The following is a 19,672-nucleotide window of genomic DNA, read 5'->3' as shown; positions in this document are numbered from 1 at the left end:
TGTACAACCAAAATATAATGAAAAGGGAGAATCAAACGATGAGCATGACGGAAGAACAGGTTCAAATCAGGCCGAAATCGCGTTTTTATTATGGTTGGATTATCGTTTTGCTTACCTTTGCCACGCTGCTTATATCGGCGGGCATTCGTTCGCTGCCCAGCGTTTTGCTGGTTCCGTTCCAAAACGAGTTCGGATGGAGCCGCGGCAGCATTTCGAGCGTCATCTCGATCGGCATTTTCCTTTACGGCCTTGTGGGGCCGTTTTCGGCGGCGCTGCTGCTGAAATTCGGTTTCCGCAAAGTGATCGTTGCTTCGCTTGCCGTGTTGGGGCTCAGTCTGGCCGTGACGCCTTTGATCCGTTCGTTTTGGCAGTACGAACTGCTTTGGGGAATCGTGTCCGGGCTTGCAACAGGCATGATGGCCAACGTGCTGGGTGTAACGGTCAGCAATCAGTGGTTCGTGAAACGCAAAGGACTTGTCGTCGGGTTGCTGACGGCCAGCGCCGCCACCGGCCAGCTGCTTTTTTTGCCGCTGTTTGCCAAACTGACGTCCGAACTCGGTTGGAGATACGCCGTGTACGCCGCGGTCTTCAGCATCGTCGTCGTGCTTGCCGCCGTAGCCGTATGGATGCGCAACCACCCGTATGAAGTGGGCGCCGCACCGTACGGTTCGACCGAAATGGCGAAACCGGTTCCTTTCAAAGGGAACATATTTCTCGCTCCGCTGCAAAATTTGCGAATGGCTTTGGGAAGCGCAACGTTTTGGCTGCTCGCGGGCACGTTTTTCTTTTGCGGGTTGTCCACGAACGGGCTGATAGGCACCCATCTCATCGCCGCCTGCGGCGACCATGGCATATTGGAGGTTGCGGCCGCCGGGCTGCTTGCCATGATGGGGGTGTTCGATTTGTTCGGCACGACGATTTCAGGCTGGTTGTCCGACCGTTTTGACAGCCGGAAACTTCTGTTTGTGTACTATGGTTTTCGCGGGTTGTCTTTGCTGTTCCTGCCTTATGCGCTAAACAGCGCCTCTCCGTACATGCTTGTCGCTTTCTCCGTATTTTACGGCCTGGACTGGATCGCAACCGTTCCGCCAACCGCCAAGCTGGCGGGAGAAGCGTTCGGCAAGGAGAGATCCGGCATGATTTTCGGCTGGGTCGTCGTCGCCCACCAAATCGGCGCATCGGCGGCCGCTTACGGCGCAGGCGCCTTGCGCGACTGGCTCGGCAGCTATTCGCAGGCGTTTGTCGTCGCCGGCTTCCTATGCTTTATCGCCTCGGTGATGGCGATGCAAATCCGCAAAAACCAAGCGCGGAACGCCCGCGCGGCGGCTTGAACGACAAAACCCGCCTTCGGCTGCCGCAGCCAAAGGCGGGTTTTGCACAAGAACATATCGCAAAGCTCATTTCATCCCGTTTACACCCATACGCCGTTCCGGAATACCGGCTCGATCGTACCGTCCGGCAAAATGCCGTCGATTTCGAGCGCCGCGGAGCCGACCATAAAATCGACGTGGGTCAGGCTGACATTGGCGCCGCGGGCGAGGAGCTCTTCCTTGCTCAGCTTTGTACCGCCTTCGATGTTTACGGGGTAAGAGCTGCCGAGCGCGAAATGGCAGGAGGCGTTTTCGTCGATGCCGGTGTTGAAAAATACCCGCTTCATTTTCGAAATCGGCGAGTCGTTTGGCACGAGCGCCATTTCGCCGAGATACGACGCGCCTTCGTCCGTTTCGAACAGCGACGCCAAATGCTCGCGGCCGGAATCCGCGTCGTATTCCACAACCTTGCCGTCCTTGAACGTCAGCTTGATGCCTTCGACCAGGCGGCCGTTCAGGTTCAGCGGAAGCGTGCTGGTTACGGTGCCGTTGACGCCGGTCCGGTGCGGCATCGTATAGATTTCTTCCGTCGGCATGTTGGCGACGAAATAATGCCCTGCTTCGTTATAGTCGCCCCCGCCGAGCCAGAGATAACCGTCAGGCATGTCGACGTGCAAATCCGTGCCCGGAGCGCGGTAATGAAACGCCTTGTACCGTTTGTTGTTCATGTGCTCCTGCTTTTCCTTCAGCGTCCGGATATGCTCCTTCCAGGCGGCGACCGGATCGTTGTCTTCGGTGACGCGGTTCATTTGGAACACGGCCTCCCACATGGCAGGCACGCGCTCGTCCTCCGGAAGGTCGGCGAACACTTTGTCCGCCCAAGCTTTCGTCGGCGCCTTGATCAGCGACCAGGTCACTTTGTTGCTGCGCACGTAAGCCTGGTATTTTTCGCGGGCGACCGCGGCGGCTTTCACGGCGGTGGACACTTTGGAAGAATCGATGCCGCGGAACAGCTCCGGATCCGGCACTTTGATATGTAATACGGCGCCCCCGCCTTCGGCAAGCTGCTCCATCATGTCGGCCGTCCACTTCGGATAAAAGCCGAACGAATCGTCCGGAGCTTTTTCGTAGCGGATACGCGTTATTTTTTCGTCATCCCAATCGACCTGCACGTATTTAGCGCCTGCATCGTAGGCTTTGGCGACGACGTGACGGGTAAAGTCGGCGGTTTCGAGCGGCGCCTGCACAAGCAGCACCTGCCCAGGTTGAATGTTTACTCCGACCTTGACAACCAGCTCGGCGTATTTTTCCAGCATGCGATTGAAATCTTTCATGGCTTTATCCTCCGGTTTCGTTGAAAATCTCTTACAGGAATGATGCTCCGAAGAGGCAATCCCTATTATAACCCGAAATCCATATATTCGCTTTCGATTTTAAGCCAAAAAGCGCTGCGCAATTGGTGTATAATGGAAGTGGAATGCCAAAAGCAATGCCACTTCAATATAAGGGAGAGTGGATGTATGCAGAAAACGGAAACGTCGCTGCCAAGAAAAAGCCCGGAAGAGTTGGGGATATCCTCGGAAAAGGTAATCGGGTTCCTCGATGCGCTTCAGGAACGAGGGCTTGAAGCTCACGGTTTTATGCTTCTCCGGCACGGACACGTGGCGGTGGAGGGCTGGTGGGACCCTTATGCGCCCGAGCTTCCGCACATGCTTTTTTCGTTAAGCAAAAGCTTTACTTCAACGGCGATCGGCATGGCGGTTCATGAGGGGCTGTTAACGCTTGACGATCCGGTCGTCTCGTATTTCCCGGAAGACTTGCCTTCGGAAGTATCGGAGAATCTTGCCGCCATGAAAATCCGCCATCTGTTGATGATGGGGACAGGCCATGACAAGGACACGACGGATGCGCTCCATGATGCCGAGGACGGCAACTGGGCCAAAGCGTTTCTTGCGCTGCCGGTTCCGCATGAACCGGGCACTCATTTTCTGTACAACACCGGAGCGACATACATGCTTTCAGCCATTCTGCAGAAGGCTTCGGGACAACGTTTGCTCGACTATTTGCAGAGCCGCTTGTTCGAGCCGCTGGGCATTTTGGGTCCGACATGGGAAACTTGTCCCCGAGGCATACATACCGGGGGGTACGGCTTGAGCGTAACCACCGAGGATATCGCAAAGTTCGGGCAGCTTTACCTGCAAAAAGGGGTATGGCACGGAAAACGGCTCATTCAAGAGGATTGGATCGAAGAAGCCACCGGCAAGCAGATTTCGAACGGAGACGGTGGAGACAGCGACTGGGCGCAAGGGTACGGGTATCAATTCTGGCGCTGCCGCCACGGCGTTTACCGCGGAGACGGCGCTTTCGGGCAATTTTGCATCGTGCTGCCGGAGCAGGACGCGGTAGTTGCGATCACGGCCGGAACCGGGGATCTTCAAGGCGTCCTCAATTGCGTATGGGAACATCTGCTGGACGCATTTTTGCCTGAACCGGTCCAGGAAGATGAAAGGTTTTCCGAACTGAAGGAACGTCTCGCGAAGCTGCGCCTGGACATGCCCGGGTTTGAACCGCGATCCGACATGGAGGCTCGAATCGGCGGCAAAATCTATGATCTGGAGGAAAATCGGTTTTCGCTTCAAAGCTTCCGCATCGATTTTGGCGAAGACTCCGCCTGCCTGACTTTCGAAAAAGAAGAGGGCGACGAAATCATCACGTTAGGGCGCCAGTGCTGGGCTATGGGACAATCGCCCGCGTTCGGCGGAAGAGACACCCGTACCGCCTCCAGCTTCACGTGGAAAGCGCCGGATCAAATTCTGCTTTCGATCCGGGGCGTGGAAACCCCGTTTTGCATCACGATGGAGGTAAGGTTCGGTGAAGAGGATATAAAGATCGACCACAAGTTCAACGTTTCTTTCGAAGCGGATGAGGATCGTCCGATCGTGGGAAAAGCCGCCCGATAAAATGATACGCCCGCCCGCGGCCTTCACGGCTGCCGAGCGGGCCTTTTTGTTATGATGGGCGCCATATCGGGTAAATCCTATGAAACTTGACCATGAAACCTGGACAAGCGGTTTCCCGTCAGAGGAAGAAGGAGGTGGCACTGCGCATGCACAACAAAACAATGAAGTTAAGCCTCGTTTCGCTGGCCGCGTTGCTGATCTTTGCGATCGCGGCATGCGGTGACAAACCAGAGCGGGAGGGACAAGATCGGCCAGCTGCCCAGCAGCCGGAGCAGCAAGCGGAAAAGCCGGCGACTCCCCCGAACCCTGAGCAACCGTCGGGAGAGGAGACCCCGGTCGTCAAGCAGGGACAAGGCAGCTTTACCGGACTTGCGGATCCGCATACCGTCGAAATTATCGTGGACGGCAGCCCGATGGCTTTTCAATTCGGCGAAAAGCTGAAATCTGCCGTAGAAGCGATCGCACCCGACCAGCAGGTCGAGTTTAAATACGAGGAAAAGGCGATCGAAGGAGACGCTTCCTTGAAGCAGCTCGTGTTGACCGAAATCTCGAAAGCGGGCTCCGGGCGATAACCGGCGTGACCGCCAGCAGGCCGCCGTGCGGGGCGGTTGGCATCATACGGCATGAAAAATCATCCATGCATCCAAAAAAGCACGCATACCTAAACGGTCCGCGTGCTTTTGTCTTCCCGAAATCTTTCTTTCGCATCGTAATCTTTCCGAGCTTGTTCGATTTGAGGATAATGCTCGTTCAACCAATGGTTAAGTTGGCGCAGGTAGGGGATCAGGCTCGCTCCCAGCGGAGTCAGAGCGTATTCCGCCACAGGCGGAACCTCCGGAAGGACGCTGCGCTCAACAAGGCCGTCCCGCTCCAGCTGGCGGAGCGTCTGGATCAGCATTTTTTGGGAAATGTCCGCGATGCTGCGCTGCAGCTGACCGTAAGGCTTAGAGCCTTTTTCCAATACGAAAATGATGAGGACGGGCCATTTATTCGAAACGATTTCCAGTACGCGCCGAGCCGTGCAGGACGTTACCGAAAATGCGGGTTCCGCTGCTTTCATGTTTTCCATCCATTCCACCTCCTAACGCACCTTCGGGTTCGCGACGAACCGAAAAGTGCCTTCTTTTCACATTGTACCCACTGTATTAATCTATGTCTACCAACCCGAAAGTCTTGAAAAATTTGTCAGATCAATAAGAGGATCCCTTATCGACGCTTAGAAGATTAAATTTTTTCCACCCTGTTTCAAAAACGATGTTAAATGCTTATAATGTTTCATACATATTAATCATAAAAGCTTTGTCCAAAGGAGTGATGATGTAAAAACTGCATTACCATAAGCCAGCGATGGGAGGCCGAAGCGATTGAAAAAATTATGCATGTCGTTCACGTGTCTATTGCTTGTCGTTCTCATGGTTAGCGGGTGTTCAAGAGGTTCTTCATCTAACGAAAATGTGAAAACGCTTACTTTGTGGTACTGGAACCGAAGCATCGATGACAACCTCATCAAATCGGTCCAGAAGCAGTTTCCGGGTATTCGCCTCAACGCCCAAAAGATCGGCGGCGATTTCAAATCCAAATTGAAAACGACGCTGGCGGCGGGCACCGGCGGACCGGACATCGTAGCCTTTAACGACTGGGTAACGGAGCTGTTCCCAAGCGCCGACCGTTTTTACGATTTGTACGAACTCGGCGCCAAAGACATCGAGCAGGATTACCTGCATTGGAAATGGAAACTGGGCGTGACGCCGGAAGGGAAAATGATCGCGCTGCCGATGGATACCGGTCCTACCGCATTATTTTACCGTGCCGATCTGTTCGAACAGGCCGGGCTTCCGAGCGATCCGGAAGAGGTCCACAAGCTGATGGGAACCTGGGACGATTATTTCGCCGCAGGCAAAAAGCTGCAGGACGCACTGGGAGGCAAGGTCAAGTTTACGGACAACATCGGCAACATTTATACCCAGGTGAATGCCCAGTCGGACAAAATCTATTTTGATAAAAACGAAAACTTCATAGGCGAAAATCCTTCTTCTTCCATGAAAAAAGCATGGGACTTCGCCGTCAAAGCATCCCAAATAGGACTGCTGGCCAATGCGAGCACCTTCTCCTCCGAATGGAACGCCGCGGCGAACAATGGAAAGATAGCTTCGTTCGTCGGCGCGGTCTGGTGCAAGGAAATTCTGATGCAGGCGGCTCCGGACACTTCAGGGAAGTGGCGCGTTGCAAGGGCACCGGGAGGGGACGGCAACAACGGCGGGTCCTTTCTGGCCATCATGAAAACGAGCAAACATCCGCAGGAAGCTTTTGACGTTATCCAATGGCTCGAAAATCCGGAAAACCAGGTAACCGCCATGAAAGAAATCAACCTGTTCCCGTCCGCCGTGAAAGCGTTGGATTCCGACGTCATGAAACAAAAGGAAGATTTTTTCGGCGGCCAGGTGACCGGCGAAATCTTTTCGGAGTCCGCACGCCATGTGAAACCGGCCTATTTCGGGACGAAATACGCCAACCTGAACGGCATCGTCAGCCGGGAGCTGTCGGCGGTGGCGATTCAGGGCAAAAATTCGGATCAGGCATGGGAAGACGCGCTCTCCAGGGTCAAAAAGGAGCTGCTGCGGTAAACGATCATACCATCATCGACAATGGAGGTTGAGTCTTATGGGTGAACCTTTACAGAAGCAAACTCATTTCGATCCGGGAAGCTCCATGCAGCCTATGGGGCGGAAGACGGGATTGGCGTCCGAAATATGGAAGCACCGGAAAGAGTACCTGGCGATTTCTCCGTTTTACATTTTGTTTACGGTGTTCGGACTGTTTCCGATTTTGTTTTCGATGTATCTTTCTTTCCAAAAATGGGACGGCATCGGCGAAATGACCTTTAACGGCCTGAACAACTATCGGTTCATGGTCACCGATCCCGAATTTTGGAAGGCGGTCGGCAACACGCTGCTGATCTGGATCTATTCCACGATTCCGATGCTGTTTTTCGCGCTGATCGTGGCGTTTCTGCTGAATGCGTCCTTCGTCAAATTCCGGACATTTTTCCGGATCGGCTATTTCCTTCCGAACGTCACTTCGCTCGTCGCCGTAGCCATCGTGTTCAGCACGCTGTTTTCCAACAACTATGGTTTGCTGAACTATTTGCTTTCGCTCTTTGGCATCTCGCCCGTGGAATGGCTGAACAAAACGTGGGGCATTCAGCTGGCGGTGTCCGTGATGGTCATCTGGCGCTGGGTTGGCTATAACGCGATCATTTACCTTGCCGGCCTGCAAAGCATTCCGACCGTATTGTACGAAGCGGCCAAAATCGACGGCGCCACAGGCGTTCAGGCTTTTTTTCGCATCACGATCCCGAATTTGCGGCCGATCATTTTGTTTACGGTCATTACGTCGACGATCGGCGGCATGCAGATTTTCACCGAATCCCAGGTGCTGGTCGGCAATGACGGCGGCGTCAGCGGCGGCGGCCTGACGATCGTGCTGTATTTGTACCGCGAAGCTTTCGTGAACAACTATTTCGGTTACGGTTCGGCCGTCGGCTGGGGAATGTTCATCCTGATCGCCCTGTTTTCGATCTTCAACTGGCGGGTCGTTCAGGGCGGCGGCGCCAAAGACGAATAAACGGGGGTGCATCGCATGGCTATCCGAAAATCGATCCTGCTCTATTTCGGTTTGATCGTTGGACTCATCATTTCCGTCTTTCCGTTTTATTGGCTTGTGGTCATGTCTACGCGCACGACGGCGGAGATTTACAGCTTCCCGCCCAAGTTTTGGTTCGGGACCCACCTGATCGACAACATTTCGCGGGTGCTGCAAAACATCGATTTCTTCGGCGCTTTCCTGAACACGCTGTTCGTGGCGGGGTGCAGCACCGTGCTGGTGTTGTTCTTCGATTCGCTCGCCGGTTATACGTTCGCCAAATTCAAATTTCCGGGCAAAAAATGGCTGTTCGTTCTGCTCTTAGCGACGATGATGGCTCCGGCGCAGCTTTCGCTTGTTCCGTCTTTCGTCATCATGGCGAAGTTCGGCTGGGTCGGCACCTTCAAAGCGCTGATCATCCCGGGCATGGCGAACGCGTTCGGAATATTCTGGATTCGGCAATATGCCGAGGAATCCGTGCCTACCGAACTGCTTGATGCGGGACGGATCGACGGATGCGGCTTTTTCCGGCTCTATTGGAACGTGGCCTTGCCGATTTTGCGGCCGGCCCTTTCCTTCCTGGGCGCGTTTACGTTTATCGGCGCTTGGAACGATTATTTGTGGCCGCTGATCATTTTGAACGACGAGCGCAAATTCACGCTCCAGGTTGCCCTGTCTTCCTTGAACGGCATTTACACAACGGATTATTCGATGGTCATCGCCGGTACGCTGCTTGCGGTGGTGCCGCTGATCATTTTGTTCCTGTTCGTCAGCAAGCAGTTCATTTCGGACATTGCCGCCGGCGCAATCAAAAGCTGAAATGCCCAGACTGTCGGACTGCCCGGCTGCAGCGCCGCTTCAAGATGATCGAAGGCTTGAGGCTACCATAACTTTGCAAAGCCGTCCCGGCGACAGCCTGGGCGGTTTTGCTTTTCTGGAGGAGAACAATTCACGCAGGATTTTGAAATCATGATGCCCGTGAGTGTAAAGTTGACTAAACTTATTCATTGCCTATCTCCGCATCAAGGCCGATGGTATCATTACCAATATCAGGTGCGCGCAACCATTGTTAATAACAGGATTTTGCAAAATCTTCAATATAAAAGGGGATATGGATATGAGTAAAGACAGTATCATTAAGTCGATGTTATCGGATCAAGTAAGCATGACGCCAAACGGATTTCTCGCAGATCACTTAAGCCCGGCCCAATTTGCGGATTGTTATGAGCTTTTTTTTGACAAGATCCTGGAAATTAGTGCGTCGGATATCGCCGGAGTAGAGGGCTACGGCGAGTTCAACGAGGATTGCAAAACAGAGTACCCAACCTGCAGGGAATATCTGATCGACACCTTTGCGGAAGAGAAAGAAGGATATTGGTTTCATTGGAAGGAACTTTACGATACGACGATGTTGGACCGCGGCTTTGTCGAAACGTATTTGAAGGAAATGGAAGCCAGAATTGATTATTGTGAAGGACAACGGTATTTGGTCAATAATAATACGTTTTTTGAGATTATGATCACGGATGGAAAAACAACGGTCGGTTTCCCGGATTGGAGCCGATCCGGCATATGCGATTTCCTTTTGGATTTTGCCATTATGGACTTAAATAAGCCTTACTTGCACATCCCTGAATTGCTGTTCGAGTATTGCGGAAAAAGGGACATCGTCATCCCGGATTTTAAAGAAAGATTTTTATGCATGGCGTATTATAAAGGGATCGATACCTTGCGTTGGCATGCGTCGATCGATGACACGGAATCTTGCACGTCCATCATGACATCGATCAGTCAGCTGAAGGATCGAATATACGCCTTATAAAGGGTGATCGTATGAAATATGAAAACGCCGGCGAAGTCATACCCGAGAAGCTATTGAAAGAAATCCAAAAATACGCGGCCGGGAAACTGTTATATATTCCAATCGGAAAGGAAAAGAAGGGTTGGGGTGAAACAACAGGTTACCGGGATCGATTGCAGAAGCGGAATAGGATGATTCGCAATAAATATGCCGGCGGAATGACCGTTTCGGAACTCGCGGACGAATATTTTTTATCTTTGGATTCGATCAAGAAAATCATTTATTCGAAGAAAAATGACGGACATATGACGTATGCTCCAACCGTACGATCGGCCGTCGAATATACGAATATCGGGATGCTCGAAGAATGGATCCAATGTTTTCTGCAACTGACTCTAAAAACGGACCCCGTATTATATGATTTCATGGAAGAAAAAAATGTCTATTTTGGCGTCGTAAAGTTTCCCTTGCGTCTTGTCCAGCTAGATGGAATAGAGGTGTGGGGAAATGCAATTGGAGCGGATGAACCGGATGAAACGGGTGATCACGCGGCGGATCTTCCGCCTCTCCTGATTCAGTATGAAGAAGGCAAATTTTATTGCATCGAGCAAAAAGACATGTTAGCCGCATTAAAACGACGCAAAGTAAACGCATATCCAACCGTCATTGTTTTAAAAGAAACGGCGGATTATAAAAGGTTTATGAAGCATTATGGGAATGTGTTGTTTTTTATCGACCGGACATGAGTACGCATATTTTCAAATTTGGGGCCGTCCCAAAAGTCATCTTGACCAGGGCGGCTCTTTTGTCTGTTATAAGGACGCTGCGGAATGAAGCATTCCTTTCAATCGCTGCCCGCCCCTGAACATATAAAAAGGCGATCTTCGCCCGTCTTTTGTCGGGGAAAATCGCCTATAAGCACTTATTTCTTCTGAACCGTAATCGTCCAGGAAGCATCGTCTATCTGTTCGAAGTTCGTGACGGTGTGACCGGCTTCGGCAGCCCAGCGCGGAATGGCTTCCGTCGCTTGCGTGCAATCAAAATCGATCACCAGTTCATCTCCGCTGTCGAGCGTTTCGATCGCCTGCTTGGCTTCGATTAACGGAAACGGGCATACCATTCCGACGACGGCCAGCTTTTGTTGTTTCATGATAAGATCATCCTCCCTTAAGTTGTTGATGTGCGAAACGCCGCACTTGGATTCGTTTTGGTTTTGGTCCGCGGGCGTACATAAACGAAGTAAGACGCCGTCCAGGTACCGAGAATCATAAAGGCAAGGGAAACCCAGCCCTGCCAGGTCATCATCGCGGTCATCACCAGACCGTTACCGATGGAGCAGCCGCCGGCCCAGCTGGCGCCAAAGCCCATTAAAATCCCGCCAATGAAGCTTGAGACCGCCGTTTTGGCATCCGGAGCTCTGAAACGGAATTCACGGCTGCCTTTTGCGGCGATAAAAGATCCGATCAGAATGCCGAGAACGAGGAACATGCCCCAATTCACGAATTTATCGCTGTCCCCTGTAACCAAATACTGCAAAATATTCGCGGAAGGCGTGGTTATGCCCAGACCGGACATCCGGCCGGTCGCTTCGCTGAGCGGCCAAGCAAGAAGAGCGATCAACCCTACCAAAATCGCCGTAAAAAACGGATGCCACCGCTTTTCGAACAACAGGTGGTTCAGACCGGAACGTTTCGCTTTCATGGTCGGAATGGCAACCTTCGGTTTGCGCAGCTGCCGAATGACAAAAATTACAGTGATAACGGCAAGAATAGCAATAAACGGCCAGACGGAAAGGCCGAACGTTTCCGGAATCGAATTCACCGGTGCGTCAAATTTTTTGATTCCATTGTTGATTGGGGCAAGCGCTCCGGTTTTCATCGTCGCACTCATCGCCATGTAACCAAAAAGCGCGATCCAGCTGCCGATCAGACCTTCCCCGGCACGGTACCATGTACCCGTCGCACAACCGCCGGCAAGGATTATCCCGATCCCGAAAATAAAAGATCCGAGGATCGTTGCGACCCAAGGAAATGCGCCTGCGCTAAATTCAATCAGACCAGCCTGAATGAGGGCAAAAACGCCGACGCTTTGAATCGTGATGGCGATCAGCAGGGCGTAGAACATGCGATTATCTTTGGTTAAATACATGTCTCTGAACCCGCCGGTCAGGCAGAAGCGGCCGCGTTGCATCACAAATCCCAGCAAGGCACCGCATAACAAGCCCGTTAACATCATAAGGGAACCCCCTTTTTCTATGGATTTAAATACAAGTAAGACGCTTTGAATTATCGGTATTACCGATTTTAGCAGATCAAAAGGAGATGTCAATGGTCAAAAATGTTAGCGGGGCTGTTCAAATGATGGGAAGTATGCGCCTCAAAAAAATGATTGTAAAGGAAGTTTAAACACAAACGTAGCGAAATAGTTTAGAATAGGGTGAAATAATATTTCATCATTCAGTTTGTTTTATGACATTTTACTTAGGAGGTCATCATGGTGAACCGTGTCTGGCAAACGTATCGCACTGTGTTGTTTTGTCGGCTTTTCGCCAACTATTTTGCGCTGATTCTCATTCCAGTCATCGTAGCCAGCGTACTGACCCACTTCTTTGTCGTCCGGTTGATCGAGCGTGATGCGGAAACATTAAACAACACCATCATGCAGCATTTCTCGGAGCAAATTGACGACACCTTCGGTACGCTTGAGCGGGATATGGTGAACATGCTGTCGACTGTAAGCGTCAAGAGCTTTCTGAGATCGACCGGCGATCCGGCCGAACTTCAGCAACACTATGAATCGATCCATTCGCTTATGCAGCAGATGAACAAACTGGATTCTGGAAATCTGGTGTACAAATCGTTCCTGTACTTTGCGAATGAGGACCTTGTCATCGACGGCAAAACGTACAACGGCAAAGATGAGTATTTCCGGGAACAATACCCGATCAAAGACACGGATATACCCTCGTATGTCGCCAATTTTACCGGCAAGAAGTCGATGGTTTTTGCCAAATCCCATACCGTTTATGAAAGGCCGCCATACACCCGGGACATCGTCTCGACCCATTCGAACATCGCCGTGATGATGAGCTATCCGTTCAACAGCAGCAGCCCCGACGTCTATTTGGTTGTGAATTTAGATGAGGAAAAGCTTCGCGAACGACTGGGCATTCAGGAGAAATGGGTGACGGATACGATGCTGGTCAACTCGGACGGCTCCGTCCTGATCGCAAATGGATCGTCCGGATTCCGGCCGGATTCGTTCGCGTCGATGATCCGCAAGAAGCCGGAACATGATTTATTTTTAAACGACGAAGGGAAAGCGCTTACATATACGGAATCCCGGTTCGATGATTCATGGTACTATGTGAGCATGATCGACCTGCCAACCTTGTTGAAGCCGGCTCATACGATCCGTATGATGACGGTCGCGCTGCTTTGCATGTTTATCATCGTGGGCGGCCTGGTTTCTTATGTGTTGAGCAAGAGGTTGTACAACCCGATCCGCGAAATCAAATCCGGGCTGGAATCGCAGCATCTGGGCGATGCACCCGGTTTGCATAACGGCAACGAGTTCGATATGATCAAACGGTTTTCCCGTTTGCTGATATCGAGGAACAAAGAGCTGGCACAAACGGTGGACGGCATGTTTCCGATCGTCCGGGAGCAGTTTATCGTCAAAGTATTGCTCGGTGAATACCGCGACAGCCTGTCGATCGGATATTACGCGAAAGAAATTTCCTTCCCCTACAACCCGGTTGCAGCGGCAACGGTACTTTGTATTGAAATCCAATACTACTCGCCATTTGCGGACCAACTGTCCGAGACGTCCAAATCTTTTATGCTGGCCGAGCTGAAGGAGAAGATCCGCAAACTGTCTCCGGCCATGATTTGGGTATGTCAGACGCGTTCCGATCTATTGGCCTGCGTGCTGCATCACGAAGAGAATCGGCTTTGCGATCCCGGGGAGACGGCGAATGCCATCAAGCAGCTTCTGCAGCAGCCTGATTACAAAGCTTCCATTGGAATTGGGAAAACGGTTCACGCGATCGCCGCCCTCCATCAGTCTTACAACCATGCGCTTTCGATGCTCAAATATAAGAGTCTGCAGCCCGGTGCGGAAATTTGCAGCGAACAAAGGGAGTGGAAAGGAAGAATATCAGGCGACAGTTTCTTGTCTGCCCATGAAGTAAACCGGATCTTGAACAGGTATAAAGCCGGGGATTGCAAAAGCTTGCTCCAGTCCGTGTTCGACTTGCTGGACGCCGGGATGCGAAGCAACACAAACGCACACCAGATGAAAAATTTAGCCATCGATGTGCTGAATACTTGGACCCGCGCCGTCGAGAGCGAGCGCAACGATTTTGACATTTCGGTCTATTCCGAGTTTTTTGCCGCCATCAACCGCTGCGTGACCTGGGAAGAAATGAGGCAAACGTTCCGCGACATCCACGGCGTTTTGTTCCGGACGATCGAACCGTCGGATCGGAAACAGCAGTTTGCCGAAATTTTGGCCTATATTCAGAACCACTATAATGAAGAGCTTTCCATTGAATATTTCGCGGAGCAAATGAACATGTCCGCCGGACATTTCAGCCGCATGTTCAAGGAAGAAGTGGGTGAGAAGTATGTGGAATACATTGCCAAATACCGGATTTCGAAAGCGAAGCAATTTTTGCTGGAAACGGATCTGAAAATCGACGATATCGCAGAACAAATCGGCTATTGGGGAAGGAATTCGTTCATCCGTAATTTTCGCAGGTATGAAGGAATTACCCCGGCTAAATATCGCATGATGCATCAATCCTGAGACTTCTTTTTTTGGGAAGTCTCATTTTTTTCGCCCGCTTGTCATGCGAGTAGCGCTGCGGTGCGGGATGTAAAAACGGAGACGTTCCGAAAACATGATGCTTTACCCGTGCCGCGCCAAACCCGTATAGTCAGGGCAAAGATTCAGTATGGCTTTGGCGTGCAAACGCCTGCCAAAGGGGGTGAAACCGTTGTCATTGGAACGAAGCGATGCTGCGAACGCACGAATGCCTGCCCCGCGTAGGGGAAAGGGGGCTTCTCTCCGATTCTTTCCGAAGAAGTACCGGACGTTATATTTGTTAATGCTGCCCGGCATGTTGTATTACATCCTCTTCAAATACGTGCCGATGTACGGGGTGATCATTGCGTTTCAGAATTTCTCGATCGGCCGCGGCATCATGGGCAGCAAGTTTGTCGGCCTGCAGCATTTCATCGATTTTTTCGTCAACACGCCGGATGCCTGGAAGCTGATCCGGAATACGGTCATGCTGAACGTGTACGACCTGTTGTTCCGTTTTCCGGCGCCGATCATCCTTGCTCTGCTGTTTCATGAAATTCGAAGCCGGAAGTTCAAATGGTTCGTGCAGAGCGTCAGTTACATGCCTCACTTTTTATCAACCGTGGTGATCGCCGGCATTATGGTTACCTTTTTGTCGCAGCAGACCGGAATCATCAATCATATGCTCAGCTGGCTCGGATTCGAGCGGGTCCTGTTTCTGGGACAACCCGAATGGTTCCGTACGATTTACGTCGGCTCGGAAATATGGCAAACGATCGGCTGGGGCACGATATTGTACTTGGCTGCCATTGCCGGGGTCGATCCGACCTTGTACGAGGCCGCCAAAATCGACGGCGCCAATCGGTTTCAACAAATGCGCCATGTGACTTTGGTCGGCATGATTCCGGTTATGATCGTCCTGTTTGTCCTGACGCTCGGTCACTTTATGGAAACCGGCTTTCAAAAAATCATTTTGTTGTACAATCCGATGACTTACGAGACCGCGGACGTCCTCAATACGTTCATTTACCGGCGCGGCATCCTGTCGGCCGACTTCAGCTTCGCTACGGCTGTCGGTTTGTTTCAGTCGGTGATCGGCTTCGTGCTGGTCGTGGCGGCGAATCGCGTCGTCAAGAAATTTTCGGACACGAGTCTATGGTGAAGGGGGCGGGGAAATGAAAATCAAGGAAAGTTTTGGCTCGCGGCTGTTTGACGCCGTCAATATCTTCCTCATGATCGTCCTCGTGATCGTCATGGTTTATCCGCTCGTATATGTGTTTTCCGCTTCCATCAGCGACAACGCGATGGTCATGAGCGGGCAGGTCGTCCTCTGGCCAAAGGCGGTCACCCTGGCTGCTTACAAACGGCTCGTCGGCAACCCGGATTTATGGATCAGTTATTGGAACACGATCCGTTATACCGCCGTTCAAACCTTTTTATCGCTCGCCGTCACATCCGCCATGGCTTACCCGCTTGCCAAAAGGTGGCTGCCAGGCCGTCGGCTGATACTTCTTCTCGCGGCTTTCACATTGATGTTCGGCGGAGGGATGATTCCGACCTTCCTTGTCGTGCAGAAACTGGGCTTGCTCAATACGATCTGGGCGATCGTGCTGCCGTCGTTAGTCAGCACCTGGTATTTGTTTATCATGCGCACCTTTTTCGAAGCATTGCCGGAAGAGCTTGAAGATGCCGCCACCATTGACGGCTGCGGCATGATGCAGGTGTTTCTGCGGATTGTGCTGCCGCTTTCGCTGCCGGTACTCGTCTCCATCGGTTTGTTTACCGCCGTCAATCAATGGAACTCGTTTTTCGATGCGCTGCTGTATTTGAACGATCGGAACATGTACCCATTGCAGATCATGCTGCGCAACATTATTATCGCCGGCTCCAATGTACAGGGCGAAGGAAACACGGATTATATAGAAACGCTGAAATACGCCATGATCACGATCGCTACGGTGCCGATTTTATGCGTATATCCGTTCATTCAAAAATATTTCGTCCAGGGCGCCATGATCGGCGGGATCAAGGGGTAGCCGTAGATTCCACCGGAATCTATTTCTATAACCGATGCCAATAAAAGGAGGGTACAAACAAATGGGAAAAAGAACGATGGCCATCATGCTTGCCGCCGTTATGCTGGGCGGTTTGACCGCAGGCTGCAGCGGAAAGGGCGGGACCCAAGACGGGGCGGGTGAAGGGGGAGCAGGCTCGCAAAAGCCGATTACGTTTTCCTGGCTCGTCTACGACCGCCCGGAAGGAAAGGTAAAGGACGACTGGGAGATTTTCAAGCAGATCGAAGCCAAGACGGGCGTCAAGGTGGATTGGCAGGTCGTCAGCCAGGAAGGGTTGACGGAGAAACGGCAGATTATGATCGCCACCAACTCGGTCACCGATTTTAGTCAGCCGACGAATCAAGAGGCCAGGGAGAACGGGCCGGAGAAAGTGTTCCTGAACTTGAAAGATTATTTGGATATCGCGCCCAACCTCAAAAAGTTCTACGATAATTATCCCGAAGCAAAAGCCGTGGCGACCGGCGCGGACGGCGGCCTCTACGACGTTCCTGTGCTCGAAGGCGACCCCGCGGGGAAAGGCTTCAATTATATTTGGATGGCGCGGAAAGATTTGATGGATAAATACAACCTGAAGGCACCGACGAATTTGAATGAATTTTATCAGTTCCTGAAAGATTTGAAGGCGAAAGAGCCTGACAGCTTCCCGCTCAGCTTCAATACCCCGGTGACGGGGGATACCGGAATGTATACCGTTTTCGGAAAAATATTTACGGGTATATCCGGCTTTTTCAATCTAAGCCCGACAGGTGACAAATACGAGTTCTCGCCGTACAACAGCGGGTACAAAGATGCGCTTATATTTATGAATAAGTTGTACAAGGAGCAGCTGCTCGACCCCGAATTTTATTTGTTGACCCCGGAACAGTGGGAAGAGCGGTTCTTAAAAGGGAAGTCGACCGTAACGTACTACTGGAAGGCGGAAGTGAACCCGATGATCGACAAAGCGAAGCAGTCCGGGAAGGCGGATTACAATCTGGATGCGCTTCCCGAAATTGCCGCGGACGGCATTCAGAGCTACCAGTTTTCCCGTCCGGTCGTCGGATCGTCGGGACGGGCCATTTCTGCAAAAGTGAAGGACAAGGAGCGAGCCGTCAAATTCCTTGACTATCTGGTGAGTGAAGAAGGCACCAAATATTTATCGCTGGGCATCGAAGGCAAATCGTATACGCTTGAGGACGGGAAACCCGTCTTCATGAAAGAGTTCGGAGCGAGCCCTTATGTGCCGCTGCGCCGCGATTTCGGCGTATGGTACGACAACATTTCGCTGAACAATGCGCTTGCGCGCGAAACGTGGGAGAGAGGGCTCGACGACAAAAGCAAGGAGATCAATAAAAGCTATGAAAAGTTCATCATCCCCGCGCCTAAGGCCATCGTGAAGACGACGGAAGAGCTCGACCTGGAAAAATCGAAGCTGACCCCGCTCACCAAGTTTTTGGAGCAGAAAATTACGGAATTCGTTACAGGCAAAACGCCGATTACCGACGCGAATTACCAGCAGTTTTTGGATCAATTGAAGAAGCTCGGCGCCGATGAATTGTTGAATATGTACAACACGGCGTATACCCGTACGTACGGTTCGAAGTAAGCGATAAGATTCAAATCAAAAGGGGGGCATGGAATGCGATCCGCACCGTTTATCGTCGATGCCGACGTCCATAATTCCATCGGCAAGCCGGAGGACTTGTTGGCTTATTTGCCGAAAGCATGGCATCAGCAATGGCTCGAAAGCGGGGTCGGCGTGCATGGGCAGTATTATTCGCCCGTCGGCGTGATGCGTCAGGACGCAAGGCCCGAAAACGGCGGGGCTGCCGGCAGCGATCCGCATTTTGTCCTGCGGCATTATATGGAACCGTTCGGCATCGATTATGCCATACTGACCGGCGGGGGAGAGCAAGGCCTCTCTCTTCACGCCGATCCGGACTATGCGAATGCCTTGGCTTCCGCCTTTAACGATTGGCTGGTGGACCGTTGGCTTGGCGTCAGTCCGAAATTCAAAGGTTCGATTCAGATCAACCATTCCGATCCGGCCGAAGCCGTCAAAGAGATCGACAGGATGGGAGCGCATCCGGGCATGGTGCAGATCGTGATGGGAAGCGGAGCGCGAATGCCGTACGGCAACCGCTTCTACCACCCGATCTATGAAGCGGCGGAACGGAATGGTCTGCCGGTCGCCATTCATCCGGGCACCGAAGGGAAGGGGATTGCCGGCGCGCCGACACCTTCCGGGTACCCGACCCGGTATATGGAATGGCATAATATTTTGCCGGCGAATTTCATGACCCATATCAACAGCCTGGTGTGCGAAGGGGTGTTCGAAAAATATCCGAAGCTCAAATTTATAGCGATTGAAGGCGGCATAGGCTGGTTGCCCCATTTGATTTGGCGCATGGACAAAAATTACAAAGCGCTGCGCGATTCCGCGCCATGGCTCAAGCGGCTGCCGTCGGAGTATATTGTAGAGCATGTGCGGGTAACAACGCAGCCGATCGAAGAACCGCAGAAGCCGGAACATCTGCTGCAAATCTTTGAGATGATGCATGCCGAACGGATCGCCATGTTTTCGTCCGACTACCCTCATTGGGACTTCGACAATCCGAAAGTTGTGCTGAGGGGTCTTCCGCAGGGATTGAAAGAGCGTATTCTAGGGTATAACGCGGCGGAGTTGTACGGCTTCCCGATCCCTTCCGAGCACATAGGGGAGGATTCTGTATGAGGGTAAAAGTGGCGGAGCCGGATGAGCTCAGCAGCGGCGGCAAACGTATCGTAAAAGTAAAAGAGATGGAAATCGGCTTGTTTCGAATCGAAGACGAATACTATGCGTGGCTTAACGTTTGCCCGCATGCGGCGGCGCCGGTATGCGCGGGTGTGATTCGGGGGACCCGGCTTCCTTCCGGCGTGTACGATTATTCATACGGCATGGACGATCAAGTGCTGCGCTGCCCGTGGCACGGCTGGGAGTTCGACCTGAAAAGCGGCCGTCACCTGGCTGCCGGCAGCGATGCAAAGCTGCGGGGTTATCCGGTGGAATCCGACGATACCGGGGTGTACATTGTGTTGGGCGACCGAAAAAGAAGCTAG

At 52.1% G+C, this 19,672-nt stretch carries 18 protein-coding genes; 14 read left to right on the top strand and 4 right to left on the bottom strand.

Annotated features, from left to right (window positions below; translation table 11 throughout):
* Positions 1–38 precede the first annotated feature (38 nt).
* The gene (locus tag RJP21_RS15955) at positions 39–1,331 is read left to right on the top strand and encodes an MFS transporter (protein ID WP_310860136.1); all 1,293 of its coding nucleotides are present in this window, start codon (positions 39–41) and stop codon (positions 1,329–1,331) included.
* An 80-nt stretch (positions 1,332–1,411) separates the two neighbouring features.
* Here the strand turns inward: RJP21_RS15955 and RJP21_RS15950 are convergent, their stop codons facing one another.
* Positions 1,412–2,644: an aminopeptidase gene (locus RJP21_RS15950; protein WP_310860135.1), complete on the bottom strand. Its 1,233-nt coding sequence runs from the start codon at positions 2,642–2,644 to the stop codon at positions 1,412–1,414.
* Positions 2,645–2,830: 186 nt separating this feature from the next.
* Between RJP21_RS15950 and RJP21_RS15945 the strand changes: the two genes are divergently transcribed.
* Together RJP21_RS15945 and RJP21_RS15940 are read left to right on the top strand one after the other, a co-directional pair.
* Positions 2,831–4,270 carry a serine hydrolase domain-containing protein gene (locus tag RJP21_RS15945; RefSeq protein ID WP_310860134.1) on the top strand — a complete coding sequence of 480 codons (1,440 nt, stop codon included), beginning with the start codon at positions 2,831–2,833 and terminating at the stop codon, positions 4,268–4,270.
* 146 nt (positions 4,271–4,416) lie between these two features.
* Positions 4,417–4,842, top strand: coding sequence for a hypothetical protein (locus tag RJP21_RS15940; protein ID WP_310860133.1), 426 nt, complete (start codon positions 4,417–4,419; stop codon positions 4,840–4,842).
* A gap of 89 nt (positions 4,843–4,931) precedes the next feature.
* Here the strand turns inward: RJP21_RS15940 and RJP21_RS15935 are convergent, their stop codons facing one another.
* Entirely contained in the window at positions 4,932–5,339 is a 408-nt protein-coding gene (locus RJP21_RS15935; RefSeq protein ID WP_310860132.1) for a winged helix-turn-helix transcriptional regulator, read from the bottom strand.
* Positions 5,340–5,634: 295 nt separating this feature from the next.
* On the opposite strand from RJP21_RS15935, the gene RJP21_RS15930 reads away from it, so the two are divergent.
* From RJP21_RS15930 to RJP21_RS15910, 5 genes are all read left to right on the top strand, one after another.
* Positions 5,635–6,894 (top strand): ABC transporter substrate-binding protein, encoded by a 1,260-nt coding sequence (locus RJP21_RS15930; RefSeq protein WP_310860131.1) that lies wholly within the window; start codon positions 5,635–5,637, stop codon positions 6,892–6,894.
* Positions 6,895–6,988: 94 nt separating this feature from the next.
* Entirely contained in the window at positions 6,989–7,894 is a 906-nt protein-coding gene (locus RJP21_RS15925) for a carbohydrate ABC transporter permease (RefSeq protein ID WP_310860275.1), read from the top strand.
* A gap of 15 nt (positions 7,895–7,909) precedes the next feature.
* Complete coding sequence (locus RJP21_RS15920; protein ID WP_310860130.1) at positions 7,910–8,731, top strand: carbohydrate ABC transporter permease; 822 nt, start codon at positions 7,910–7,912, stop codon at positions 8,729–8,731.
* 298 nt (positions 8,732–9,029) lie between these two features.
* Entirely contained in the window at positions 9,030–9,734 is a 705-nt protein-coding gene (locus RJP21_RS15915) for a hypothetical protein (RefSeq protein ID WP_310860129.1), read from the top strand.
* A gap of 11 nt (positions 9,735–9,745) precedes the next feature.
* On the top strand, positions 9,746–10,459 hold the full coding sequence (locus tag RJP21_RS15910; RefSeq protein ID WP_310860128.1) for a CD3324 family protein: 714 nt from the start codon (positions 9,746–9,748) through the stop codon (positions 10,457–10,459).
* A 176-nt stretch (positions 10,460–10,635) separates the two neighbouring features.
* On the opposite strand, the gene RJP21_RS15905 is transcribed toward RJP21_RS15910, so the two are convergent.
* A complete protein-coding gene (locus RJP21_RS15905; RefSeq protein WP_310860127.1) occupies positions 10,636–10,863 on the bottom strand; it encodes a sulfurtransferase TusA family protein in 228 nt (75 codons plus the stop codon).
* A 17-nt stretch (positions 10,864–10,880) separates the two neighbouring features.
* The gene (locus RJP21_RS15900; RefSeq protein ID WP_310860126.1) at positions 10,881–11,948 is read right to left on the bottom strand and encodes a YeeE/YedE thiosulfate transporter family protein; all 1,068 of its coding nucleotides are present in this window, start codon (positions 11,946–11,948) and stop codon (positions 10,881–10,883) included.
* Positions 11,949–12,206: 258 nt separating this feature from the next.
* On the opposite strand from RJP21_RS15900, the gene RJP21_RS15895 reads away from it, so the two are divergent.
* The 6 genes from RJP21_RS15895 to RJP21_RS15870 all read left to right on the top strand — a co-directional run bounded on the left by RJP21_RS15895 (position 12,207) and on the right by RJP21_RS15870 (position 19,672).
* Positions 12,207–14,522, top strand: coding sequence for a helix-turn-helix domain-containing protein (locus tag RJP21_RS15895; protein ID WP_310860125.1), 2,316 nt, complete (start codon positions 12,207–12,209; stop codon positions 14,520–14,522).
* Positions 14,523–14,748: 226 nt separating this feature from the next.
* Positions 14,749–15,681, top strand: a complete 933-nt coding sequence (locus RJP21_RS15890; RefSeq protein WP_160038531.1) for an ABC transporter permease — start codon at positions 14,749–14,751, stop codon at positions 15,679–15,681.
* A 13-nt stretch (positions 15,682–15,694) separates the two neighbouring features.
* A complete protein-coding gene (locus RJP21_RS15885) occupies positions 15,695–16,555 on the top strand; it encodes a carbohydrate ABC transporter permease (RefSeq protein WP_310860124.1) in 861 nt (286 codons plus the stop codon).
* A gap of 61 nt (positions 16,556–16,616) precedes the next feature.
* Entirely contained in the window at positions 16,617–18,179 is a 1,563-nt protein-coding gene (locus RJP21_RS15880; RefSeq protein ID WP_310860123.1) for an extracellular solute-binding protein, read from the top strand.
* A 33-nt stretch (positions 18,180–18,212) separates the two neighbouring features.
* Entirely contained in the window at positions 18,213–19,307 is a 1,095-nt protein-coding gene (locus RJP21_RS15875; RefSeq protein ID WP_310860122.1) for an amidohydrolase family protein, read from the top strand.
* Positions 19,304–19,672, top strand: coding sequence for a Rieske (2Fe-2S) protein (locus RJP21_RS15870; protein WP_310860121.1), 369 nt, complete (start codon positions 19,304–19,306; stop codon positions 19,670–19,672). The genes RJP21_RS15875 and RJP21_RS15870 overlap by 4 nt, the downstream gene beginning before the upstream one ends.

Origin of the sequence: Paenibacillus sp. VCA1, assembly GCF_031583795.1 — a bacterium.
In the GTDB taxonomy this organism is placed as follows: Bacteria; Bacillota; Bacilli; order Paenibacillales; family Paenibacillaceae; genus Paenibacillus_AQ; species Paenibacillus_AQ albilobatus.
Note: the sequence above shows the minus strand (reverse complement) of the source record. Positions and strands in the feature narration are given on the sequence as shown.

Coding starts and splice junctions, on each gene's coding strand:
- RJP21_RS15885 (WP_310860124.1), top strand. CDS start 15,695: ATGAAAATCAAGGAAAGTTTTGGCTCGCGGCTGTTTGACGCCGTCAAT.
- RJP21_RS15920 (WP_310860130.1), top strand. CDS start 7,910: ATGGCTATCCGAAAATCGATCCTGCTCTATTTCGGTTTGATCGTTGGA.
- RJP21_RS15925 (WP_310860275.1), top strand. CDS start 6,989: ATGGGGCGGAAGACGGGATTGGCGTCCGAAATATGGAAGCACCGGAAA.
- RJP21_RS15875 (WP_310860122.1), top strand. CDS start 18,213: ATGCGATCCGCACCGTTTATCGTCGATGCCGACGTCCATAATTCCATC.
- RJP21_RS15915 (WP_310860129.1), top strand. CDS start 9,030: ATGAGTAAAGACAGTATCATTAAGTCGATGTTATCGGATCAAGTAAGC.
- RJP21_RS15895 (WP_310860125.1), top strand. CDS start 12,207: ATGGTGAACCGTGTCTGGCAAACGTATCGCACTGTGTTGTTTTGTCGG.
- RJP21_RS15870 (WP_310860121.1), top strand. CDS start 19,304: ATGAGGGTAAAAGTGGCGGAGCCGGATGAGCTCAGCAGCGGCGGCAAA.
- RJP21_RS15940 (WP_310860133.1), top strand. CDS start 4,417: ATGCACAACAAAACAATGAAGTTAAGCCTCGTTTCGCTGGCCGCGTTG.
- RJP21_RS15890 (WP_160038531.1), top strand. CDS start 14,749: ATGCCTGCCCCGCGTAGGGGAAAGGGGGCTTCTCTCCGATTCTTTCCG.
- RJP21_RS15880 (WP_310860123.1), top strand. CDS start 16,617: ATGGGAAAAAGAACGATGGCCATCATGCTTGCCGCCGTTATGCTGGGC.
- RJP21_RS15950 (WP_310860135.1), bottom strand. CDS start 2,644: ATGAAAGATTTCAATCGCATGCTGGAAAAATACGCCGAGCTGGTTGTC.
- RJP21_RS15910 (WP_310860128.1), top strand. CDS start 9,746: ATGAAATATGAAAACGCCGGCGAAGTCATACCCGAGAAGCTATTGAAA.
- RJP21_RS15935 (WP_310860132.1), bottom strand. CDS start 5,339: ATGGAAAACATGAAAGCAGCGGAACCCGCATTTTCGGTAACGTCCTGC.
- RJP21_RS15955 (WP_310860136.1), top strand. CDS start 39: ATGAGCATGACGGAAGAACAGGTTCAAATCAGGCCGAAATCGCGTTTT.
- RJP21_RS15900 (WP_310860126.1), bottom strand. CDS start 11,948: ATGATGTTAACGGGCTTGTTATGCGGTGCCTTGCTGGGATTTGTGATG.
- RJP21_RS15905 (WP_310860127.1), bottom strand. CDS start 10,863: ATGAAACAACAAAAGCTGGCCGTCGTCGGAATGGTATGCCCGTTTCCG.
- RJP21_RS15945 (WP_310860134.1), top strand. CDS start 2,831: ATGCAGAAAACGGAAACGTCGCTGCCAAGAAAAAGCCCGGAAGAGTTG.